At 61.2% G+C, this 19,829-nt stretch carries 17 protein-coding genes; 9 read left to right on the top strand and 8 right to left on the bottom strand.

The window, feature by feature from the left end:
* Positions 1-2 precede the first annotated feature (2 nt).
* On the bottom strand, positions 3-1,247 hold the full coding sequence (locus ABLX76_RS23020) for a mechanosensitive ion channel family protein (RefSeq protein WP_023288723.1): 1,245 nt from the start codon (positions 1,245-1,247) through the stop codon (positions 3-5).
* A gap of 70 nt (positions 1,248-1,317) precedes the next feature.
* Complete coding sequence (locus ABLX76_RS23025) at positions 1,318-2,745, bottom strand: MFS transporter (protein WP_048296961.1); 1,428 nt, start codon at positions 2,743-2,745, stop codon at positions 1,318-1,320.
* Positions 2,746-2,853: 108 nt separating this feature from the next.
* Between ABLX76_RS23025 and ABLX76_RS23030 the strand changes: the two genes are divergently transcribed.
* The 4 genes from ABLX76_RS23030 to ABLX76_RS23045 all read left to right on the top strand — a co-directional run bounded on the left by ABLX76_RS23030 (position 2,854) and on the right by ABLX76_RS23045 (position 5,890).
* A complete protein-coding gene (locus ABLX76_RS23030; protein WP_023288725.1) occupies positions 2,854-3,720 on the top strand; it encodes a helix-turn-helix transcriptional regulator in 867 nt (288 codons plus the stop codon).
* A gap of 344 nt (positions 3,721-4,064) precedes the next feature.
* Positions 4,065-5,108: a DUF2157 domain-containing protein gene (locus ABLX76_RS23035; RefSeq protein ID WP_348875346.1), complete on the top strand. Its 1,044-nt coding sequence runs from the start codon at positions 4,065-4,067 to the stop codon at positions 5,106-5,108.
* 184 nt (positions 5,109-5,292) lie between these two features.
* Entirely contained in the window at positions 5,293-5,610 is a 318-nt protein-coding gene (locus ABLX76_RS23040; protein WP_049013659.1) for a type II toxin-antitoxin system RelE/ParE family toxin, read from the top strand.
* A complete protein-coding gene (locus ABLX76_RS23045) occupies positions 5,603-5,890 on the top strand; it encodes a helix-turn-helix transcriptional regulator (protein ID WP_049013658.1) in 288 nt (95 codons plus the stop codon). Before ABLX76_RS23040 ends, ABLX76_RS23045 begins: the two co-directional genes overlap by 8 nt.
* A gap of 156 nt (positions 5,891-6,046) precedes the next feature.
* On the opposite strand, the gene nfsB is transcribed toward ABLX76_RS23045, so the two are convergent.
* The 3 genes from nfsB to ABLX76_RS23060 all read right to left on the bottom strand — a co-directional run bounded on the left by nfsB (position 6,047) and on the right by ABLX76_RS23060 (position 7,769).
* On the bottom strand, positions 6,047-6,700 hold the full coding sequence (gene nfsB, locus ABLX76_RS23050) for an oxygen-insensitive NAD(P)H nitroreductase (protein ID WP_023288731.1): 654 nt from the start codon (positions 6,698-6,700) through the stop codon (positions 6,047-6,049).
* A 119-nt stretch (positions 6,701-6,819) separates the two neighbouring features.
* Entirely contained in the window at positions 6,820-7,188 is a 369-nt protein-coding gene (locus ABLX76_RS23055) for an MmcQ/YjbR family DNA-binding protein (protein ID WP_004202487.1), read from the bottom strand.
* Positions 7,185-7,769: a TetR/AcrR family transcriptional regulator gene (locus ABLX76_RS23060; RefSeq protein WP_023288732.1), complete on the bottom strand. Its 585-nt coding sequence runs from the start codon at positions 7,767-7,769 to the stop codon at positions 7,185-7,187. Before ABLX76_RS23060 ends, ABLX76_RS23055 begins: the two co-directional genes overlap by 4 nt.
* A gap of 179 nt (positions 7,770-7,948) precedes the next feature.
* Between ABLX76_RS23060 and ABLX76_RS23065 the strand changes: the two genes are divergently transcribed.
* Both ABLX76_RS23065 and ABLX76_RS23070 read left to right on the top strand, forming a co-directional pair.
* Complete coding sequence (locus ABLX76_RS23065) at positions 7,949-9,064, top strand: MBL fold metallo-hydrolase (RefSeq protein ID WP_348875347.1); 1,116 nt, start codon at positions 7,949-7,951, stop codon at positions 9,062-9,064.
* Positions 9,065-9,094: 30 nt separating this feature from the next.
* Positions 9,095-9,436, top strand: coding sequence for a RamA family antibiotic efflux transcriptional regulator (locus ABLX76_RS23070; RefSeq protein ID WP_004202492.1), 342 nt, complete (start codon positions 9,095-9,097; stop codon positions 9,434-9,436).
* A gap of 17 nt (positions 9,437-9,453) precedes the next feature.
* On the opposite strand, the gene ABLX76_RS23075 is transcribed toward ABLX76_RS23070, so the two are convergent.
* Positions 9,454-9,702: a DUF1158 domain-containing protein gene (locus ABLX76_RS23075; protein WP_002893037.1), complete on the bottom strand. Its 249-nt coding sequence runs from the start codon at positions 9,700-9,702 to the stop codon at positions 9,454-9,456.
* A gap of 501 nt (positions 9,703-10,203) precedes the next feature.
* Between ABLX76_RS23075 and ABLX76_RS23080 the strand changes: the two genes are divergently transcribed.
* Genes ABLX76_RS23080 through ABLX76_RS23090 form a run of 3 tightly spaced genes read left to right on the top strand, consistent with a single transcriptional unit; the run spans position 10,204 to position 17,165 of the window.
* The gene (locus ABLX76_RS23080) at positions 10,204-12,927 is read left to right on the top strand and encodes a cation-transporting P-type ATPase (protein WP_023288734.1); all 2,724 of its coding nucleotides are present in this window, start codon (positions 10,204-10,206) and stop codon (positions 12,925-12,927) included.
* A 52-nt stretch (positions 12,928-12,979) separates the two neighbouring features.
* The gene (locus tag ABLX76_RS23085) at positions 12,980-14,059 is read left to right on the top strand and encodes an efflux RND transporter periplasmic adaptor subunit (RefSeq protein WP_023288735.1); all 1,080 of its coding nucleotides are present in this window, start codon (positions 12,980-12,982) and stop codon (positions 14,057-14,059) included.
* 13 nt (positions 14,060-14,072) lie between these two features.
* Positions 14,073-17,165 carry an efflux RND transporter permease subunit gene (locus ABLX76_RS23090; RefSeq protein ID WP_348875349.1) on the top strand — a complete coding sequence of 1,031 codons (3,093 nt, stop codon included), beginning with the start codon at positions 14,073-14,075 and terminating at the stop codon, positions 17,163-17,165.
* A gap of 769 nt (positions 17,166-17,934) precedes the next feature.
* Here the strand turns inward: ABLX76_RS23090 and ABLX76_RS23095 are convergent.
* Complete coding sequence (locus tag ABLX76_RS23095; RefSeq protein WP_023288737.1) at positions 17,935-18,654, bottom strand: phosphodiester glycosidase family protein; 720 nt, start codon at positions 18,652-18,654, stop codon at positions 17,935-17,937.
* A 47-nt stretch (positions 18,655-18,701) separates the two neighbouring features.
* Positions 18,702-19,817, bottom strand: a complete 1,116-nt coding sequence (locus tag ABLX76_RS23100) for a YbdK family carboxylate-amine ligase (RefSeq protein WP_023288738.1) — start codon at positions 19,815-19,817, stop codon at positions 18,702-18,704.
* Between the last annotated feature and the right edge of the window lie 12 nt (positions 19,818-19,829).

Here is a 19,829-nt window from a genome sequence, read left to right on the forward strand (position 1 = left end):
GGTTAGCGGGGGAAGGCCCCCGCCAGCGCGCGAATGTCGTTGCCGGTGGGCGTTTGATGAATGCGTAAGCCAAACTCCTCCACCACGGCGAAGACATGGTCGAAAATATCCGCCTGGATCCCCTCATATTCCGCCCACACCACAGTGTTGGTGAAGCAGTAGATCTCGATCGGCAAGCCGTTGGCATCCGGCGCCAGCTGGCGCACCATCAGGGTCATATCCTGGCGGATGCGCGGATGATGACGTAAATACTCCTGCAGATAGGCGCGGAAGGTGCCGACATTGGTCATTCGGCGCTCGTTGAGGACCGATTGCTCCCCGGCATACTGCTGGTTCCAGGCGCTAATCTCCTCGTGGCGCGAATCCATATAGGGTTTAAGCAACTTCGCCCGGATCAAGCGCTGCTGCTCCTGTTCATCGAGGAAATGAATGCTGGTGGTGTCGATGTTGAGGCTGCGCTTAATGCGGCGGCCGCCGGAGGCCGACATCCCGCTCCAGTTTTTAAATGAGTCGGAGACCAGCGACCAGGTCGGAATGGTGGTGATGGTGTTGTCCCAGTTGCGTACCTTGACCGTGGTGAGACCGATATCGATCACCGCGCCGTCGGCGCCGTACTTCGGCATCTCCAGCCAGTCGCCAAGCTTGAGCATATCGTTGGCCGAGAGCTGGATACCGGCCACCAGACCAAGGATCGGATCTTTAAATACCAGCATCAGTACCGCGGCCATCGCGCCGAGCCCGCTAATCAGGATCGCTGGCGACTGGCCTATCAGCAGGGAAATAATCAGGATACCGATAATAATCGCCGTCACCAGCTTAATTCCCTGGAATATCCCCTTCAGCGGTAGCTGAGAGGCGGCGGGAAATTTCTGCGCCAGCTTTAAGATCACATCCAGCAGCGAGAAGAAGGACAGCATGGCATATATCATCACCCATAGCTGAGCCACGGTGGTTAATATTTCTGCGGCCTCGCTGCCTTTTTGCAGCCACAGCACCGCCTGCACGTTAACGATGATCCCCTGCAGGGTAAAGGCCAGTCGGTGAAAGAGTTTATTCTGCGTGATGATTTGCAACCACAGATGGCTACTGGCCAACGCCCGTTTTTCAAAAGCGCGCAGGACCACTTTGTGCAATATCAGATGCACGACGACGGCGGTGAACAAGATAATGCCGAAGATAATCATCAGCGAGCGGGTGGGGGTTATTTCGATTCCTAAGGCGGCAATTTGCGATATTAATTCCTGCATAACGTCTCCTGAATATCCAGCGGGTATGATGACCGCTGGATAACGATTATGCAAATTACCGCCGCCGGTATTACGACGCCGCCGTCGCCGGCTGTCGGTTGAGATGATGGCGCAGCCACAGCGCGATGGCCCCCAGCAACAGCATCATGGCCACCTCGACCAGCAGAAAATCAATCAGCGCCTGCGGATAGTTTCCGCCGCCGCGGCGGGCCAGCGCCAGGAACAGCGATCCGAGTATAGCCGGCCCGAGACCGAGGGTCGCCTGCTGCAGGGTGCTGAGGATGGCGCTCCCGGCCCCGGCGTCGCTGGCGCTGATATCGCGCATGCCAATCCGGTAAAAGCTGTTGACGATCAGCGCCTGACCGTAGCCGATCAGCGCCGTGGCGGGGACCAGCGTCAGGGCGGTGGTGGCGATGCCGAAGCGGGAGAAGGTGGCGCACAGCAGCAGTAGCCCGGCGATCTGCACCGTCAGACCGGTCAACAGGATCCGCCCCATGCTGTAGCGGGCGATAAGCCGCGGGGCATACAGCGCCGAAATAAAATAGGCCACGCCGAGGGCGATAAAGCTATTGCCGGACTGCCACGGCGCCATCCCCAGCCCCTCCTGCATGGTCAGCGCCATGCAGAACATAAAGCCGGACCAGGCGCTGAAGAACAGCAGGGCGATGGCCATCCCGAAGCGGATGCTGGTCAACTGCAGCAGACGCGGCGGCAGCAGGGGATGGTCGCCGCGCTGCTGCTGGCGCAGGGCGCTCTGACGCATGGCGAACAGCAGCGGCAGGACCGCCACCAGCATCAGCTGCAGCCACAGCGGCCAGTGCAGCTCGGGACCGAGGGCCATCGGGAACAGCAGGCAGCAGAGGATGAGGGCGAGGTACAGGGTGCCCTGCCAGTCAATCCGCGACGGCGTCTCACGACGGGTTTCCGGCACATAGCGGCGGCTCAGGGCCAGCACCAGCAGGCAGATCGGCACATTGATAAAAAAGGCGTTGCGCCAGCCCAGCCCGGCGATATCCGCCGATACCAGCCAGCCGCCGCCCATCTGACCGACGATAAACGCGATCCCGCCGATCCCGCCATACAGGCTGATGGCCCGGGCGTGGGCCGGGCCTTTGAGGGTGACGTGCAGGGTGGCGAGGATCTGCGGCACAATCAGCGCCGCCCCGGCGCCCTGCAGGGTGCGGGCGGCCAGCAGGGCGCTGATGCTGTTCGCCATGCCGCACAACAGGGAAGCGATGCCAAAGAGAGCGACGCCCCACATAAACAGGCGACGGCGGCCATAGTTATCGCCAAGCTTACTGCCCATCGCCAGGCAGACGGCAAAGGCGACGCCGTAGAGCGCGACGATAAGCTCCAGCTGCGTGGCGCTGGCCGCCAGGGTGTGGGTGATGGCGTCCAGCGCCACATTGGTGATCGAGGTATCAATAAGCGGCAGCATCTGGCCGCCCAGCAGCAGCCACAGACCGGCGCGGCCGGGTGAAACAGCAGACGTTTTCATGGGGTTCTCCATTGCGTCATTCAGCAGACCGACGTAGCATTACCGATAAATTAAACGGGTACCAGTTCCTGTCTATACTGGTACTGGAACTACCATGCTGGAGGGGTGATGACCACGATGCCGCAACGAGAGTCGACGTTCGCCGTGCCGGACGATCGGCGCAAACAGCTGGGGGCGTTTCTGCGCGCCCGGCGTGAGAGCCTCGACCCGCAGCGCCTGGGGTTGCCCCGGGTGGGCCGCCGGCGCACGCCGGGTCTGCGTCGGGAGGAGGTGGCGATGCTCGCCGACGTCGGCGTCACCTGGTACACCTGGCTGGAGCAGGGGCGGGAGGTGAATCCGTCGGAAGCGGTGCTGGTGGGGGTAGCGAATGCCCTGCAGTGCAGCCCGCTGGAGACCCGGCACCTGTTCGTACTCGCCGGGCTGACCCCGCCGGAAGCGACCCAGGTGACGGTATGTGAAGGCATCAGCCCCGGCACCCGGCGAATGCTCGACAGCCTGATGCCGCAGCCGGCCAGTATTCAAAAACCGAACTTTGATATTGTGGCCTGGAACGACAGCTTCTGCCGCCTGATGGGCATCGATTTCGCCACCCTCCCGGAAGAAGATCGCAACTGCATTTATCTGTATCTGACCCATGAGACCTGGCGCAGCCGGATCGAAAATCGCGATGTGCTGCCGACCTTCGTCTCCTATTTCCGCGCCGCGATGGCCGAGCACCGCGGCGATCCGGCATGGGAAAACAAACTGGCGCGCTTTTTCGCCGCCTCGTCGGAGTTTGAAGCGCTGTGGCATCAGCGCTACGAGGTGCGCGGCGTGGAAAACCAGATTAAACATTTTAACCACCCGCAGCTCGGGCGATTCAGCCTGCAGCAGATGTACTGGTATTCGGCGCCGCGCAACGGTTCGCGCCTGCTGGTCTACCTGCCGATGGACGAGGCGGGCGAGCAGGCGCTGGCGTGGCTGGACCAACATTAATCACAAGGAATCAGATGGCTGGCAATGTGCCATCTTCGGGTATTGCCCGGCCTGCCGGGAACGTCTCAGCTATGTTGAGGCCGCAACACCGGCAGTTTCAGCAGCCCCAGGCCCGGCGGTGATTTGGGACCGTAGGCCGGGTCAGGCGCAGCCGCCACCCGGCAATATGACGGGTATCGAGCCTGATATCATGCCCGGCGGCGCTGCGCTTACACGGGCCCAGGTTGCGGGGTAACAAACTGATATATAAATGGTTAGGTAGGCCGGGTCAGGCGCAACTGCCACCCGCAGAAAGGCGAGCACATTAGCGAAAACAGGTTTGTCATCAGTCTCAAGGAATGCCTATGAACGTAACCCGAAAAGAGCAGCGCATTATTCAGCGCGCGCTGAACGCCTGGCAGGCCAGGGGGGAGTTAACCCCGGCAGACAGCCAGCGGCTGGCGCAAACGCTGCGCGTCTCCCCCTTCGACTGGCGGCGTCTGAGCCGCTATGCCTTCTGGACCGCGCTGACCTGCGTGCTGATTGCTCTGGGCAGTCTGTTCGCCGACAATGAACTGGTGGCGTGGCTGCTGAGCCTGTTCAGCCGCTCGGCGCTGACGCGGATCCTGCTGCCTGCGCTGCTGGCTGTCGCCTGCTACGCCTGGGGTTTTCGCCGCCAGCGGCGGGAGACGCAGTGGCACTACAGCACCGAGGCGATTTTGTTTCTGGGCGTTGTCTTTACCGCGGTGGCGCTATGGCAGCTTGGTGAACGACTGGATAACGGCAGCGGCCATATCGCGCCGCTGTTTCTGGTCGGATGCGTGATTTACGGTGCTATCGGCTATGCTGCCCGCTCCGGGCTGGTGTGGCTCTTTTTTCTGCTGGCGCTGGGCAACTGGTTTGGCGCGGAAACCGGCTACGTCTCGGGGTGGGGCGCCTACTGGCTGGGCATGAACTACCCGATCCGCTTCGTCCTGTTTGGCGGCGCGCTGCTGGCGCTCTGCTACGGCGCGCAGTCCCTGCTTCGCCAGCGGCAGCTGTTTACCGTCAGCAAGGCGATGGGCCTCACGTATCTGTTTATTGCGCTGTGGATCCTGTCGATTTTCGGTAATTACGACGCTGACAGCTGGTACAACGTGAGCCAGGCGCGACTCCTGCCGTGGGGGCTGCTGTTTGCCGCGGCGGCCGGCGTCTGCATTTTTATCAGTCTGAAAACCGATGACGCAATGCTGCGCGGCTTCGGGTTAACCTTCCTGGCGATCAATCTCTATACCCGCTTCTTTGAGTTTTTCTGGAACGGGATGCACAAGGTGCTGTTTTTCCTGATCCTTGCCGTCTCGCTGGCGGTGATTGGCCGCTATGCCGAGCGCATCTGGCACGCGGGTGAAAGGCAGGTGGAGAACAACTAACCTCGCTTTGAGAACGCTAACCACTCAGGCCGCGCTAAGTCGCGGCTTTTTTTCGTCCATGATTCCAGTTTCAGCGCGTTTTTCTGCGATTGGCAGCAAATGCGCATACGCTTGCCGGGCATCGGCAAAATTAGCCTTTAAGGCAATTTGCCTTATATGCTAACATTTAGAGGAAGGGAGTCTGATGTTCAGAATGGTTGTGCACGTGGACGTTAAAAAGGAATTGCAGGCGCTTCCGGCCATTGTCCAGGCGAAGATGATCAGGCAATTAGACAAGTTACGCCAAAATCCCACCGCGCTGAGAGAACCTGATAGTAAACCGCTGGGGCAGGGGCTATTTGAAATTCGGGCGTTAGGTTCGGTACAGGGGCGAGGGATTTACGTTTTTCAGCAAGGCAAGACGCTCTTTCTGCTACGGGTTTTTGTCAAGAAAACGCAAAAAACCCCGTCATCGGAAATTCGCCTGGCGCTGAAGCGATTAGAGGAGATGCGCAATGAGTAAAAAGATCATTGACTGGGATACGTTAAAAACGGAACTGCTCAGCCAGCCTGAGGTTCAGGCTGCGTTCGATGCGCAAGAACGTCAACATCGATTACGTACTATGCTGGCGCAATGGCGCGAGCAGGCGGGGCTGACCCGAGCCCAGGTGGCGCAGAGGATGGGGGTGAGTGCGCCAACGGTCTCCAGAATGGAAGCCAATATCACCCGCGCCAGTCTGGATACCTTAACGCGATACGCGTTAGCCTGCGGTATAAAGCACCCGCAAGTTTTACTTTATTAAATTAACGCGCCCGGCGGCGCTGCGCTTGCGCGGGCCTACGATGAGGGCTAACCAGCTGATATAGAGAGGGTTATGTAGGCCGGGTCAGGCGTAGCCGCCACCCGGCACTGACAAGCGACACCACAGGCGCCCGGTTAAAGGCGCCTTGTGGGGAGATTAGATCTCGGTAATCGTCGTCGACTGCGGCAGACGCGACTTCGGCAGGGAGGCGTTAAAGTCTTCAACGCTATGATGGCCGACCGGGACCACCACCAGGCTGGTGTAGCCCTGGGCTTTCAGGTCAAATTCCTCATCGAGGATCGCAAAATCAACCCCTTCAATCGGCACGGCGTCGAGACCCATCGCCGCTACGCCCAGCAGGAAATTGCCGACGTTGAGATACACCTGCTTCGCCATCCACTGATCGTCATCCTTCAGCTCTTTGCGGTGCATATCGGCAAAGAAAGTGCGACCCTTGTGGTTAGCGGCTTTTGCGTCCGGGGTGGCGAAACGGCCATCGGCCTCTTCCTGATCCACGACGCGCTGCAGCCAGGCGTCGTCCATCGCGGTTTTCGCGCAGAACACCACCACGTGCGAGGCGTCGAGAATTTTACGTTCGTTGAACACGTAGGTACCGCTGGCGGCTTTCGCCACGCGGGCTTTCCCTTCATCGGTGCTGGCGACGATAAAGTGCCACGGCTGGGAGTTGGTGCTAGACGGGCTGTACTGCAGCAGCGTTTTCAGCTGTTCCGCTTCCCCGGCAGTCAGCTTTTTCGTGGCGTCAAAGGCCTTGGTGGAATAGCGCTTCAAAGCGACCGATACGATATCCATAACTCTTCCTCACAGTTTACAGCACCTTACCGGTGCGTTCAGGAGAGGAAGAGTACAGCGAAGATCGCCAAATGATAAGGGTGAAAAATGCGATAACACTTATCGCGTTTGGCTGAAAATCAGCGCGGACGCAGGCGCTGCTGGGCTTTTTTGCTCAGCTTGTTCACCACCTGATGCCATGAGTCGTCAATCAGCTCGGCCAGCAGATCCTCGCTGATGTCGTCCCCCGGCACCACCGTGATCCAGTGTTTCTTGTTCATATGGTAGCCCGGTTCGATACTGCGATAAATTTCCTGATTGAGCAGCGACTTCTGCGGCTCGGCCTTGAGGTTGACCAGCGCCCGGCCGCGAATGGTCATGGTGATCATAAAGATGCGGCCGTCGACCTTAAACACGTCGTACTCCGGCCCAAAGGGCCAGCAGTGCTCGGTAAACGGGTAGGTCAGGGCGATACGGTGGGCGCAGGGGTGCAGCGTTTCCGGCGTCATTTGGCATCCGCCTCATGCAGGGCGTTCCACATGGCTTCAAAGCCAAGGGCGATAATCTCCCGGGCGCGCTGCGGATCGTGGCTGGCGAATTCGATAGTGGTTTCCGCCAGCGACAGAAACAGGGCATCGCCAAAGGCGCGATACGCTTCGCTGAGGAATATCTCTTTCACCGACAGTTGGCACATTTCGTTGAGCTCCGGAAAGCTCTCTTTCACCTGGCGGCGGGTTTCGTCCGTGATGCGCTCGCTGAGCGCCATCCGGCGGATCGCCTTGTGCTCCATCGGGTTGCGCACGCCCCAGTCGATATAGCTGTTCCAGATATTGCGCGCGTTCTCTTTCGGGCGCTTTTCGTCCGGATCCAGCCCGGCGATCATCATCCGCACCAGGCGCAGCTTAATGGCGAGGTACAGTTCGTTGAGCAACTCATCCTTGGTGGCGAAATAGCGAAACAGCGTCCCCTCGGCAACCCCGGCGCTGCGGGCGATGGCCGACGTTGAGGCGGCGATGCCGGACTGGGCGAAAGCCGCGGCGGCAGCTTCCAGTAACGCTTGCTTTTTATCTTCACTCTTTGGACGAGCCACTACATTTTTCCTCACGCAGGTTTAAACAAACCGCCGATCTTTGCACGTCTGACCAGGTCGCTGCAACGGCGGAACGCAAAAATTGAAAATCGTCTTGACGACTTTCATCACATTCCTAATAATGAGTGCGTACTCACTCATAATCAAGTTATATCATAAAGCCTCCGGGATGGGGGCTTTTGTCTGGTCAGGATATGAACCGTGTCACTTTCAGCGTGGTCGCCATCATGTTACTCGCAGCAGCAACGACATTGCCGTTTGTCCTCAATGCCGGTTTTGGTAAGGCGCCGCAGGGGGCACAGCTTAGCCAGGTGGAAGCGTCTCCCCACTACCGGGACGGCCAGTTCCATAACCAACTGCCCACGCCGGGATTCACCGGGCAGAAAAATATGTTGGCGGCGTGGTGGGATTTTTTGATGACCAAACGGGAAAACGCCCGTCCCGCGCAGCCGCTGCCGCTGGTGAAAACCGATCTGGCGACGCTGCCCCTCGGGCAGGACGTGATGGTCTGGCTCGGCCACTCTTCCTGGTATCTGCAGCTGGCGGGAAAACGCATCCTGATCGACCCGGTGTTCAGCGATTACGCGGCGCCGTTCTCCTTTATCAATAAAGCCTTCCCCGGCGATTATCCGTGGCGGGCGGAAGGGATGCCGGAGATCGATCTGCTGATCGTCTCCCACGATCATTACGACCATCTGGATTACGCCACCATCCGCGCTCTGCTGCCGAAAATTAAGCGGGTCATTACGCCGCTGGGGGTTGGGTCGCACCTGCGCTACTGGGGAATGGACGGGGCGCTGATTACCGAAGCGGACTGGCAGCAGGCGATTCCGGTTAGCGATGAGCTCATCGTCCACGTCCTGCCGGCGCGGCACTTTTCCGGCCGTGGGCTGAAGCGCAACCAGACGCTGTGGGCCAGTTTTCTGTTCGTTACCCCGCAGCAAAAGATTTACTACAGCGGCGACAGCGGGTATGGGCCGCACTTTAAAGCGATAGGCGATGAGTTCGGTCCGATCGATCTGGCGATCATGGAGAACGGACAGTATGACCAGGACTGGAAATATATCCACATGATGCCGGATGAAACGGCTCAGGCTGCTGACGACCTGCGCGCTCGCGCGGTGCTGCCTGGGCATGCAGGACGATTCGTTTTGGCGAAACATAGCTGGGATGAACCGTATCAACGGCTGGCGGCTGCCAGCGAAGGAAGGGCCTGGCGTCTGCTGACGCCTGTGCAGGGCGAGCCGGTGTGGGTCGCCGATAAGACGCAATCATTTAACGCCTGGTGGCGCTAAGCGCCAGTGCAGTATCAGAGGAGAGAGCATATGACGATTTCCGCTCAGGTGATTGACACTATCGTCGAGTGGATTGATGACAACCTGCATCAACCGCTGCGTATTGATGATATCGCTCGCCATGCCGGGTATTCGAAATGGCATCTGCAACGGCTGTTTTTACAGTATAAAGGGGAGAGCCTGGGGCGCTATATACGCGAAAGGAAGCTGCTGCTGGCCGCCCGCGATCTGCGCGACACCGATCAGCGGGTCTACGATATCTGCCTGAAGTATGGCTTCGATTCACAACAGACCTTTACCCGCGTCTTCACCCGGACCTTCAATCTGCCGCCGGGCGCCTACCGTAAAGAGAACCACAGCCGCGCCCACTGAGGCGCGCCCTTCCTGATTTAGCGTTCGAGGGAAAACCAGCGACGCCACACCCAGCGCAGCACCAGATACTCAATGGCGCCCAGCGCCAGGAACCACAGACAAAACAGCACGGTATAAAGCTGGTTGAGATCCATCATATGGAATGTCTCAACCAGCTTTTGCGCCAGCGTCAGGCCCAGCGACGGCGCGGGCAACAGCAGACAGGAGAGCAGGGCCAGCAGTAAGATCCCGGCGGCGGAGAGGAGCGTTTCCAGCGGATGTTTCATGTCATGTTAATCATCAGTTAAAAAACATATTGTCCGGCAAAATAACACCTAACGCAATATGCTTTGTATTTTACTCGCCTTAATGCGCCTCTTTTTAATATTATTGCCTGCGTTGTCTTCGCATGTTAATTAATCTGAAATAATTTGTAATTAAATTAAATCCCGTTGCTTGTAAATTAACGTCATTATTATGCCAGCGCTTTTACAAAACTATAAGTGCTATACCCCACCAGCGTGGCAGCGATGATGGCCAGTAGGATGTACAGCGCCAGACGGCGTCCGCGGTAGATTCCAAACATATTTGACCTCGTTTAGTTTTGGTTTATTAATATTCTGTAATAGTTGGTTCGTGGAATTAACTTACCACATATTTTTTATTTTGCGAAAAATTTAGGCTTGTAATGGTTCACATTTTTATCGGCTTTTTCGCCACCTTTTATTGCATTGGCCAGGAATGATTTCAGGCTTTCCGACTCACGGAATTTATAAGGAAAATGTAATTTGACCAAGATGAATAACCCAAAGTTTACGACGCCCTCGGGCGACACCGCGCCACGGCAGGTCTGGCAGCAGACCGTTGACGCAGTGCTGGCGCAGACCAAAAGCCAGGCCGCTGGGTTAAGTTCCGCAGACGCCGCCGAGCGCCTGAATACCTGCGGGCCGAACGCGCTGCCGGAAAAGAAGGGAAAACCGGCCTGGCTGCGCTTTCTCGCCCACTTTAACGACGTACTGATTTATGTGCTGCTGGCCGCTGCGGCGCTCACCGCCATCATGGGTCACTGGGTCGATACCCTGGTGATCCTTGGCGTGACGGTGATTAACGCCCTGATCGGCCATATCCAGGAGAGCAACGCCGAAAAATCCCTGCAGGGGATCCGCAACATGCTCTCCAGCGATGCCCGCGTCCAGCGTAACGGCAAACATGAGACTATCCCGACGCGCGACCTGGTTCCGGGGGATATCGTTATCCTGCGCGCCGGCGACCGCGTGCCGGCGGATATGCGGCTGATTGAAACGCACAACCTGCGGGTGGAAGAGGCGATCCTCACCGGCGAGTCGACGGTGGTGGATAAAATCACCGACGCGCTGGAGGGCGACCTGCCGCTGGGCGACCGGGTGAATATGGTCTTCTCCGGGACCACCGTCAGCGCCGGCGGCGGCGTCGGCGTGGTGACCGCCACCGGCGCGCAGACCGAACTCGGCCATATCAACCAGATGATGGCGGGCATTGAGAAGCACCGCACCCCGCTGCTGGTGCAGATGGATAAGCTCGGCAAAGCGATTTTCGTCATTATCCTCGCCATGATGGTGGCGCTGTTTATTTTCAGCCTCGCGTTGCGGGACATCCCGATGGGCGAACTGCTGCTGTCGCTGATTAGCCTGGCGGTGGCTGCGGTACCGGAGGGGTTGCCGGCGATCATCTCGATTATTCTGTCGCTCGGCGTCCAGACGATGGCGCGCAAGCGGGCGATTATCCGTAAGCTGCCGACCGTGGAAACCCTCGGCGCCATGACCGTGGTCTGCTCGGATAAAACCGGCACCCTGACGATGAACGAAATGACCGTCAAGGCGATCATCACCGCCGACTGCTGCTACCGGGTGGAAGGCGACAGCTATGAGCCGCAGGGGCGGATCTTCCTTGAGGGGAGCGATGAGCCCGTGCAGGTTCAGCCGGGTACCGTGCTGGAGACCTGGCTGCGCACCATCGACCTGTGCAACGACAGCCAGCTTACCCAGGATGAGCGCGGCCTGTGGGGGATCACCGGCGGGCCAACCGAAGGGGCGCTGAAGGTGCTGGCGGCGAAAGCGCAGCTCCCGGCGGTGGAGGCCCGTCTGGTGGCCAAGATCCCCTTTGACTCACAGTACAAATATATGTCGACGCTGCAGCACATCGATGGCGACGCCCGGGTGCTGATCACCGGTGCGCCGGACGTTATCTTCGCCATGTGCCGCGAGCAGATGACCCGCCAGGGCGCGGTGCCCTTCGAGGCGCAGTACTGGGAAGAGGAGATGGCGCGCTTCGCCCGTCAGGGGCTGCGCATGGTGGCGGCGGCCTGTAAGCCGGCCAGCGTTGATGCCACCACGCTGAACCATGAGGACCTGCAGGAGGGACTGATTTTCCTCGGCATCGCCGGGATGATGGATCCCCCGCGTCCGGAAGCGATTGACGCTATCCACGCCTGCCAGACCGCCGGCATCCGTGTGAAGATGATCACCGGCGACCACCCGCAGACGGCGATGAGCATCGGCCAGATGCTGGGGATCACCAACAGCAGCCAGGCCATGACCGGCTACCAGCTGGAGCACATGGACGATGCGGCGCTGGCGAAGGCGGCGGTGGAGTACGACATCTTTGCCCGCACCAGCCCGGAGCATAAGCTGCGCCTGGTGAAAGCCCTGCAGGATAACGGCGAAGTGGTCGGCATGACCGGCGACGGCGTCAACGACGCGCCGGCGCTGCGCCAGGCCGACGTGGGTATCGCCATGGGCATCAAAGGCACCGAAGTCACCAAAGAGGCGGCTGACATGGTGTTGACCGATGATAACTTCGCCACCATCGCCAGCTCGGTAAAAGAGGGCCGTCGGGTCTATGACAACCTGAAGAAGACCATCCTCTTCATCATGCCGACCAACTTGGCGCAGGGACTGCTGATCATCATCGCCCTGCTGGCGGGGAACATGATTCCGCTGACCCCGGTGCTGATCCTGTGGATGAACATGGCGACGTCGGCGACGCTCTCCTTCGGCCTGGCCTTTGAGGCCGCGGAGCGCAACGTGATGAACCGCCCGCCGCGTAAAACCGGCCAGCACGTGATGGATGGTTTCGCCGTGTGGCGGGTGGCTTTCGTCGGGTCGATGATCGCGATTGCCGCCTTTATCCTTGAGGCCTGGCTGGCGCCGCGCGGCCACAGTCCGGAGTTTATCCGCACCGTGCTGCTGCAGATGCTGGTGACGGCTCAGTGGGTCTACATGATCAACTGCCGCAGCAGCGACAGCTTCTCCCTGAGCATGGGCCTGCTGCGCAATAAAGGCATCTGGCTGGTGACCGGTGTCCTGCTGCTGATGCAGCTGGTGATTATCTATGTCCCGCTGATGCAGAGCATGTTTGGCACGGAAGCGCTGCCGCTGCGCTACTGGTTTGTCACCCTGGTCATCGGCATCGCCATGTTCCTGGTGGTGGAAGTCGAGAAGCGTCTGACGCGCCGGTTCCGCAAAACGGCCTGATCGATCTCGCGCGCCTGGCTGCAGGCGCGCGTTACTTTCGCAAGGATCCTCTATGATTAACACCTTTCGCTTTGCGCTGCTGGCCTGCGTCCTGGGCGGCAGCGCCCTGACGGCGACCGCCGCGCCGGCGGTGCCGGTCCGCGTCGCCACGGTAGAACGGGCTCCTCACGCTGAAGAACGCGCCATCCCCGGGCGGGTCGAGGCGATCCGCGCCGTCGACATTCGCGCGCGCACCGAAGGGGTGATTGTTCAGCGCCACTTCCAGGACGGGCAGTATGTGACCGAGGGCGACCTGCTGTTTACCCTCGACGACGCGCAGCCCCGCGCGGCGCTGGCCCTGGCGCAGGCCGAGCTGAAAAGCGCCGAAGCCTCGCTACGCCAGTCGCAGCAGCTGCTCACTCGCTATGAGCGGCTCATCAACAACCACTCCATCAGCCGCAACGACCTCGACACGGCCCGGATGCAGCGCGACGTCGCCGCCGCCGCCGTGCAGCAGGCGAAAGCCCGCGTCGAGGCTCAGCAGATTGTGCTCGGTTATACCCGGATTGCGGCGCCGGTGACCGGGCGGGTGGGCCACAGCGCCTTTCACGTCGGGACGCTGGTCAACCCGTCCAGCGGGGTGCTGGCGGACATCGTGCAGCTCGATCCGGTACGGGTGTCGTTTGCCCTCGACGAAGCCGCGTTTTTCAGCAAAACCGGCCAGCATGCCGACATCCACGCCCTGAAGCAGGCATGGCTGGCGCAAATTGACGTGGATGGCAAACGGCGCGACGGCGTGTTGACTTCCATCGATAACCGGATCGACGCCCGCACCGGCAGCGTGGCGGTGCGGGCGGAGTTTGCCAATCCGCAGCACCGTCTGCTGCCGGGCGGCAGCGTGACGATCCTGTTCCGTCCGCAAGCGCTGTCGTCGCGGGTGATGATCCCGGCTGCCGCCGTGCAGCAGGATCCGCAGGGCTTTTTCAGCTGGGTGCTGAAGCCGGACCACACCGCCGGGCAGCGTCGTCTGACCCTTGCGGGGCAACAGGGGCAGCAGTTTGCGGTCGAGAAAGGGCTGCAGGCGGGCGAGCAGGTGATCACTGACGGCGCGCAGCGGCTGCGCGAAGGCGCCGCGGTGCAGGTGCTGAACTAGCTAAGGAGAGGGGATGCTGACCTTTTTTATCCGTCGTCCGCGATTTGCGATGGTGATCGCGCTGCTGCTGACCTTTGTCGGCGCGGTATCGCTGAAGCTGATCCCGGTGGAGCAGTACCCGGCGATCACGCCCCCGGTGGTGAACGTCACCGCCAGCTGGCCGGGCGCCAGCGCGTCAGACGTGGCGGAGGCCATCGCCGCCCCGCTGGAGACCCAGCTCAACGGCGTCGATCATATGCTGTATATGGAGTCCACCAGCTCGGACGAGGGGACGTACCGCCTGAGTATCACCTTCGCGGCAGGTACCGATGCCGATCTGGCGGCGATCGACGTGCAAAACCGGGTGGCGCAGGCGCTGGCGCAGCTCCCGGCGGAAGTGCAGCAGAATGGCGTCCAGGTGCGCAAGCGCGCCAGCAACCTGCTGATGGGGGTAAGCCTTTACTCGCCGCTGGGCACGCTGTCGCCGCTGTTTGTCAGCAATTACGCCAGCACCCAGGTGCGCGAGGCGCTGGCCCGCCTGCCCGGCGTCGGCGAGGTGCAGATGTTTGGCGCCCGGGATTACAGCATGCGCATCTGGCTGCGCCCTGACCGCATGAACGCCCTCAACATCACCACGGATGACGTTGCCCAGGCGCTGCGCGAGCAGAATGTGCAGGGGGCGGCGGGGCAGGTGGGTACCCCGCCGGTGTTCAACGGCCAGCAGCAGACGCTGACCATCAACGGACTGGGGCGTCTGAACGAGGCGGCCAGCTTTGGCGAGATTATCCTCCGCCGCGGCGCGCAGGGGCAGCTGGTGCGCCTCGCCGACGTGGCGACCATCGAGCTGGGCGCCCGCAGCTACAGCTCCGGCGCGCAGCTGAACGGTAAAGCGTCGGCCTATCTGGGGATCTATCCGACGCCTACCGCCAACGCCCTGCAGGTCGCCAGCGCGGTGCGCGCGGAGCTTAACCGCCTGCACACTCGCTTTCCGGCGGATCTCACCTGGGAGGTGAAGTTCGATACCACCCGCTTTGTGGCGGCGACGATCAAAGAGATCGGCGTCTCGCTGGCGCTGACCCTGCTGGCGGTGGTGGTGGTGGTGTCGCTGTTCCTGCAGAGCTGGCGGGCGACGCTGATCGTGGCCCTGGCGATCCCGGTGTCACTGATCGGCACCTTTGCGGTGCTCTATCTGCTGGGCTACAGCGCCAACACCCTCAGCCTGTTCGCGATTATTCTCGCCCTGACGATGGTGGTGGATGACGCCATTGTGGTGGTGGAGAATGTCGAAACCAAAATGGCGGAAGGACTGGATCGCCTGCAGGCCACCGCCCAGGCGCTGCGGCAGATCGCCGGGCCGGTGATCGCCACGACCCTGGTGCTGTTGGCGGTGTTTGTGCCGGTGGCGCTGCTCCCGGGGATCGTCGGCGAGCTGTATCGGCAGTTTGCCGTGACGCTCTCCACCGCGGTGGCCCTGTCGAGCCTGGTGGCGTTAACCCTGACCCCGGCCCTCTGCGCGCTGCTGCTGCGCCCGCGACCCGCCCGGCCGGCGGCAGTGTGGCGGGCGTTTAACCGTCTTCTCGACGGCACCCGCGACGGCTATGGCCGGCTGGTGGGGTGGATGAACCGCCGCCCGTGGCTGGCGCTGGCGGCGACGGTGGCGGCGGGCGCGTTGGTGGCGTTCAGCTTCACCTCGATGCCGAAAGGCTTCCTGCCGCAGGAAGATCAGGGCTACCTGTTTGCCAGTGTGCAGCTGCCGGAGGCGGCGTCGCTGGAGCGCACCGAAGCGGTGATGGCCCAGGCGCGCAAGCTGCTGGCGGCTAACCCGGCGGTGGAGGATGTGATTCAGGTGTCCGGCTTTAACATTCTCAACGGCACCAGCGCCGCTAACGGCGGGTTTATCTCGGTGATGCTCAAGGACTGGCATCAGCGGCCGCCGCTGGATACGGTGATGGCGGATATTCAGCGCCAGCTGCTGTCGCTGCCGGAGGCGACGATCATGACCTTCGCGCCGCCGACCCTGCCGGGCCTGGGCAATACCTCGGGGTTTGATCTGCGCATTCTGGCGCAGGCCGGTCAGTCGTCGGCGGAGCTGGAGCAGGTGACGCGGGAGATCCTTCAGCTGGCGAACCAGCATCCGCAGCTGAGCCGGGTATTTACCACCTGGAGCAGCAACGTGCCGCAGCTGACCCTGACGGTCGACCGCGATCGGGCGGCGCTGCTGGATGTGCCGGTGGCGCAGATCTTCAGCAGCCTGCAGACGGCGTTCGGCGGCACGCGCGCCGGCGATTTCAGTCTTAACAACCGTGTCTATCATGTGGTGATGCAAAATGAGATGCAGTGGCGCGAGCGGGCTGAGCAGATTAGCGAGCTGTACGTCCGCAGCCGCGACGGCGAGCGGGTGCGGCTGAGCAATCTGGTCACCATTACGCCGACGGTGGGGGCGCCGTTTATTCAGCAGTACAACCAGTTCCCGTCCGTGTCGGTGAGCGGTTCAGCGGCCGAGGGGGTCAGCAGCCGCACGGCGATGGCGGCCATGGAGCAGATTTTGCAGGCCCATCTGCCGCCGGGGTATGACTACGCCTGGAGCGGGATCTCCTGGCAGGAGCAGCAGACCGGCAATCAGGCGGTGTGGATCGTGCTGGCGGCGGTGGCGATGGCGTGGCTGTTCCTGGTGGCGCAGTATGAAAGCTGGACGCTGCCCGCGAGCGTCATGCTCTCGGTGCTGTTCGCCATCGGCGGAGCGCTGGTCTGGCTGTGGACGGCGGGCTATGCCAACGATGTGTATGTCCAGATAGGGCTGGTGCTGCTGATCGCCCTGGCGGCGAAGAATGCGATTCTGATCGTTGAGTTCGCCCGCAGCCGGCGCGAGGAGGGGCTGTCGATAGTCGACGCCGCGCGTGAGGGCGCCACCCGCCGCTTCCGCGCGGTGATGATGACCGCTGTGTCGTTTATTATCGGCATCATGCCGATGATGCTCGCCACCGGCGCCGGGGCGCAGAGCAGGCGGATCATCGGCACCACGGTGTTCAGCGGGATGCTGGTGGCGACGATGGTTGGCATCCTGTTTATTCCTTCGCTGTATGTGCTGTTTCAGCGTATGCGCGAGTGGGCGCATCGGCGGGGGTAAGCGCGGCGCTACCGGTCGGTAACGGGGATACCCCAGGCTACAACGACTACCGGGCGGTCCCCTCTCCCTTTGGGGAGAGCCGGGGTTAGGGGGAATTTTCCGTTCACGTTGCGTTTGGCAGAAAAGGGTAGTCCTTCGCTGGTGAACGGGTAAAGGGGGAGAAAACCGTCTCCCCCTTTACAATCCCCCCGGTCCCGCAGAGAAATCGGTGCTGCGCACTACGCTCACCTCCCGGTCGTCCGCCTGCGGTCGGCTCAACTCGATACTACTCGTCCCATCCCTGGGACTCGCCCCTGCGGGGCCAGCGCAAGCGCTGTTCAAAATTGCTCCCGGCAATTTTGTCGTGTCTCGAATCGCCTCTGGCCGCCCTCCGTGGCGGCCAGCCCTTGTCTGCCGACCTCCGGTTCGCCGATTTCAGCGGGAATCGGCTCCGCTGCACGCCCGTAGTTTTCAGAGGCCATACCATAGCGATCAGAATATATACGTTAAAAATTGTATGTGCCTTTCTCCGTGGCCCCGCTGTGTATACCGGGGCTGCAACGACTACCGGGCGGTCCTCTCTCCTCTGGGGGAGAGCCGGGGTCAGGGGGAATCGGCCCCGCTGCACGCCCGTAGCTTTCAGGGGCCATACCATAGCGAGCAGACTCTGTAGGCCCGGTAAGCGCAGCGCCACCGGGCAAGGACATCGGGCACGGCGGCAATCCCTTGTCCGGCCTGTCGTTAATTTATTCACTCTCCTGGCTGGAATGGCCGCCCCCAAACGCGCCTGCTATTTCCTCTCCACCGTTATCATGGTCACGAACGGATGATACTGCCACGGCACGCTGCCGCCTTTGCGGTACATCTTCGACAGGGTGCCGTCGAGATAAAGCATCTGCCGCACCCCAAGCTTTGATTGCGCATAGCAGGCAAAATCATAGAAGTTGGTCTCGCGCTCGCTGAGCATAAACACCACCCGGCCCTGCTTATCGATGCCAACGCCGTTGCGCAGTTTGCGCGAGCTGGCGGAGGGCTTCAGCCGCCAGTTGATAGCGCCATTTTCAATCAGCATTGGGCCGGACTGCACCGCATAGCGGATGGCGGGAGAGCGTTTAAACGCCGGCAGCGGCACGATTTTCGCCCGGCCGTTCTCCACCAGGAATACGCCGCCGGGGCGGATAAAGAAGTTCCCGCCGCCGGCGGAGCGGTTTACCGGCGTCAGGCGCTTGCCGTCTTCGATATACAGCCCCAGCGGCGCGTAGGCCTTATCGTAAATGCCGCCGTTCATCGCCATCTGCACCCGGCCATCGCCATCGATACCCGCCAGCAGCGAACGCAGGGAACCCCAGGCTTTGCCGTGCCGATCCTGCCAGTACATCGCAATGCGCTCTTTCTGCGCATCCACCCGATAGCTCTGCAGGGTCAGCGTCGGGTCGGTGAGGGTACAGGCGGCGCTGGCGAGGGTGGCCAGGGGCAGCAGCGCCAGGGGGAGCAGGCAGCGTAATAACATGGGCGGTCCTTTCTATGGTCTGCGCCGAGTATACCCGCCTCGCTGCCTTATGCCGCCCAAATCTCACAGTGTTTTTGCACCAGCCCGGAAAGCGAACCGCCGTTGGCGATAAACTCGCGCATCTGCTGCGCTTCGCTGTGCGACGATTTCGCCTGGCGAACCACCGCCTCCAGCGCCGCCGTCGCCTTCAGCTGATGGGCGAAAGGGGCCAGCCGGTCGGCGAGCTGCAGGATCTCCTGGCGGATGCTGCGCTGCTCCCCGCCGCGCACATCGGTGAGAGTCCCGTCCAGCCCGTAGCGGCAGGCCTGATAGCGGTTAAAAGGGTACAGCAGATAATCGTCAGGCTGGTGCTTAAAAGGACGCTCCGTCAACAGCCAGCAGGCCAGGGTCTGAATAAAGCCGGCGATGTGGATCGCCTGGGCGAGGGTCAGGGGGGTATCCATCACCCGCACCTCGACGGTACCAAACTGCGGGCTGGGGCGAATATCCCAGTGCAGATCCTTCATGCTGTCGATCATGCTGGTGTAGCTCAGCTGGCGGAACAGGCGACGAAACCCCTGCCAGTCGGCCACCCACGGCATCGGGCCGTTGTCGGGATAAGAGGAGAAGCGGTTGAGGCGCGAACAGGCGAAGCGGCTGTCGGTGCTGTCGAACCACGGCGAGGCGGCGTTAAGGGCGATGAAATGCGGCACAAAGCGCGACAGGCCGTGCAGCAGATAGATGGCGTCGTCGCCGCTCTGGCAGCCGACGTGGACATGCTGGCCAAAGACCGTCGCCTGCTGCGCCAGATAGCCAAAATGCTCGACGGTTTTGACATAGCGCGGATTGTCGCTGATCTGCTGGCGCTGCCAGGCATGAAAGGGGTGCGAACCGCCGCCGCAGATCTGCAGATGATGATGCAGCGCCGCGCGCTGGACCGCCTGCTGGATAGCGCTGAGCTGGGCTTGCGCATGGCTGATGTCGCGACACACCCCGGTGGCGATCTCCAGCATGCTCTCGGTGATATCGTGCTTGGCTTCTCCCACGGTCAGTTCATGCTGGACGTCGGCAATCAGCGTCGAGGCATCCTGGCTGAGGTCGTAACCCGGCGGGTTCACCACCTGCAGCTCCAGTTCGATACCGAGGGTAAAAGGATCGGAGCGGTGAAAATCGGCTAAAGGCATAGTCTCTCCCGG

It is taken from the genome of Klebsiella sp. JB_Kp004, from assembly GCF_040065795.1.
In the GTDB taxonomy this organism is placed as follows: Bacteria; Pseudomonadota; Gammaproteobacteria; order Enterobacterales; family Enterobacteriaceae; genus Klebsiella; species Klebsiella quasipneumoniae.

Coding starts and splice junctions, on each gene's coding strand:
- ABLX76_RS23030 (WP_023288725.1), top strand. CDS start 2,854: ATGACCACGATGCCGCAACGAGAGTCGACGTTCGCCGTGCCGGACGAT.
- ABLX76_RS23020 (WP_023288723.1), bottom strand. CDS start 1,247: ATGCAGGAATTAATATCGCAAATTGCCGCCTTAGGAATCGAAATAACC.
- ABLX76_RS23085 (WP_023288735.1), top strand. CDS start 12,980: ATGATTAACACCTTTCGCTTTGCGCTGCTGGCCTGCGTCCTGGGCGGC.
- ABLX76_RS23055 (WP_004202487.1), bottom strand. CDS start 7,188: ATGACGCCGGAAACGCTGCACCCCTGCGCCCACCGTATCGCCCTGACC.
- ABLX76_RS23045 (WP_049013658.1), top strand. CDS start 5,603: ATGAGTAAAAAGATCATTGACTGGGATACGTTAAAAACGGAACTGCTC.
- ABLX76_RS23090 (WP_348875349.1), top strand. CDS start 14,073: ATGCTGACCTTTTTTATCCGTCGTCCGCGATTTGCGATGGTGATCGCG.
- ABLX76_RS23095 (WP_023288737.1), bottom strand. CDS start 18,654: ATGTTATTACGCTGCCTGCTCCCCCTGGCGCTGCTGCCCCTGGCCACC.
- ABLX76_RS23100 (WP_023288738.1), bottom strand. CDS start 19,817: ATGCCTTTAGCCGATTTTCACCGCTCCGATCCTTTTACCCTCGGTATC.
- ABLX76_RS23075 (WP_002893037.1), bottom strand. CDS start 9,702: ATGAAACATCCGCTGGAAACGCTCCTCTCCGCCGCCGGGATCTTACTG.
- ABLX76_RS23035 (WP_348875346.1), top strand. CDS start 4,065: ATGAACGTAACCCGAAAAGAGCAGCGCATTATTCAGCGCGCGCTGAAC.
- ABLX76_RS23025 (WP_048296961.1), bottom strand. CDS start 2,745: ATGAAAACGTCTGCTGTTTCACCCGGCCGCGCCGGTCTGTGGCTGCTG.
- ABLX76_RS23040 (WP_049013659.1), top strand. CDS start 5,293: ATGTTCAGAATGGTTGTGCACGTGGACGTTAAAAAGGAATTGCAGGCG.
- nfsB (WP_023288731.1), bottom strand. CDS start 6,700: ATGGATATCGTATCGGTCGCTTTGAAGCGCTATTCCACCAAGGCCTTT.
- ABLX76_RS23070 (WP_004202492.1), top strand. CDS start 9,095: ATGACGATTTCCGCTCAGGTGATTGACACTATCGTCGAGTGGATTGAT.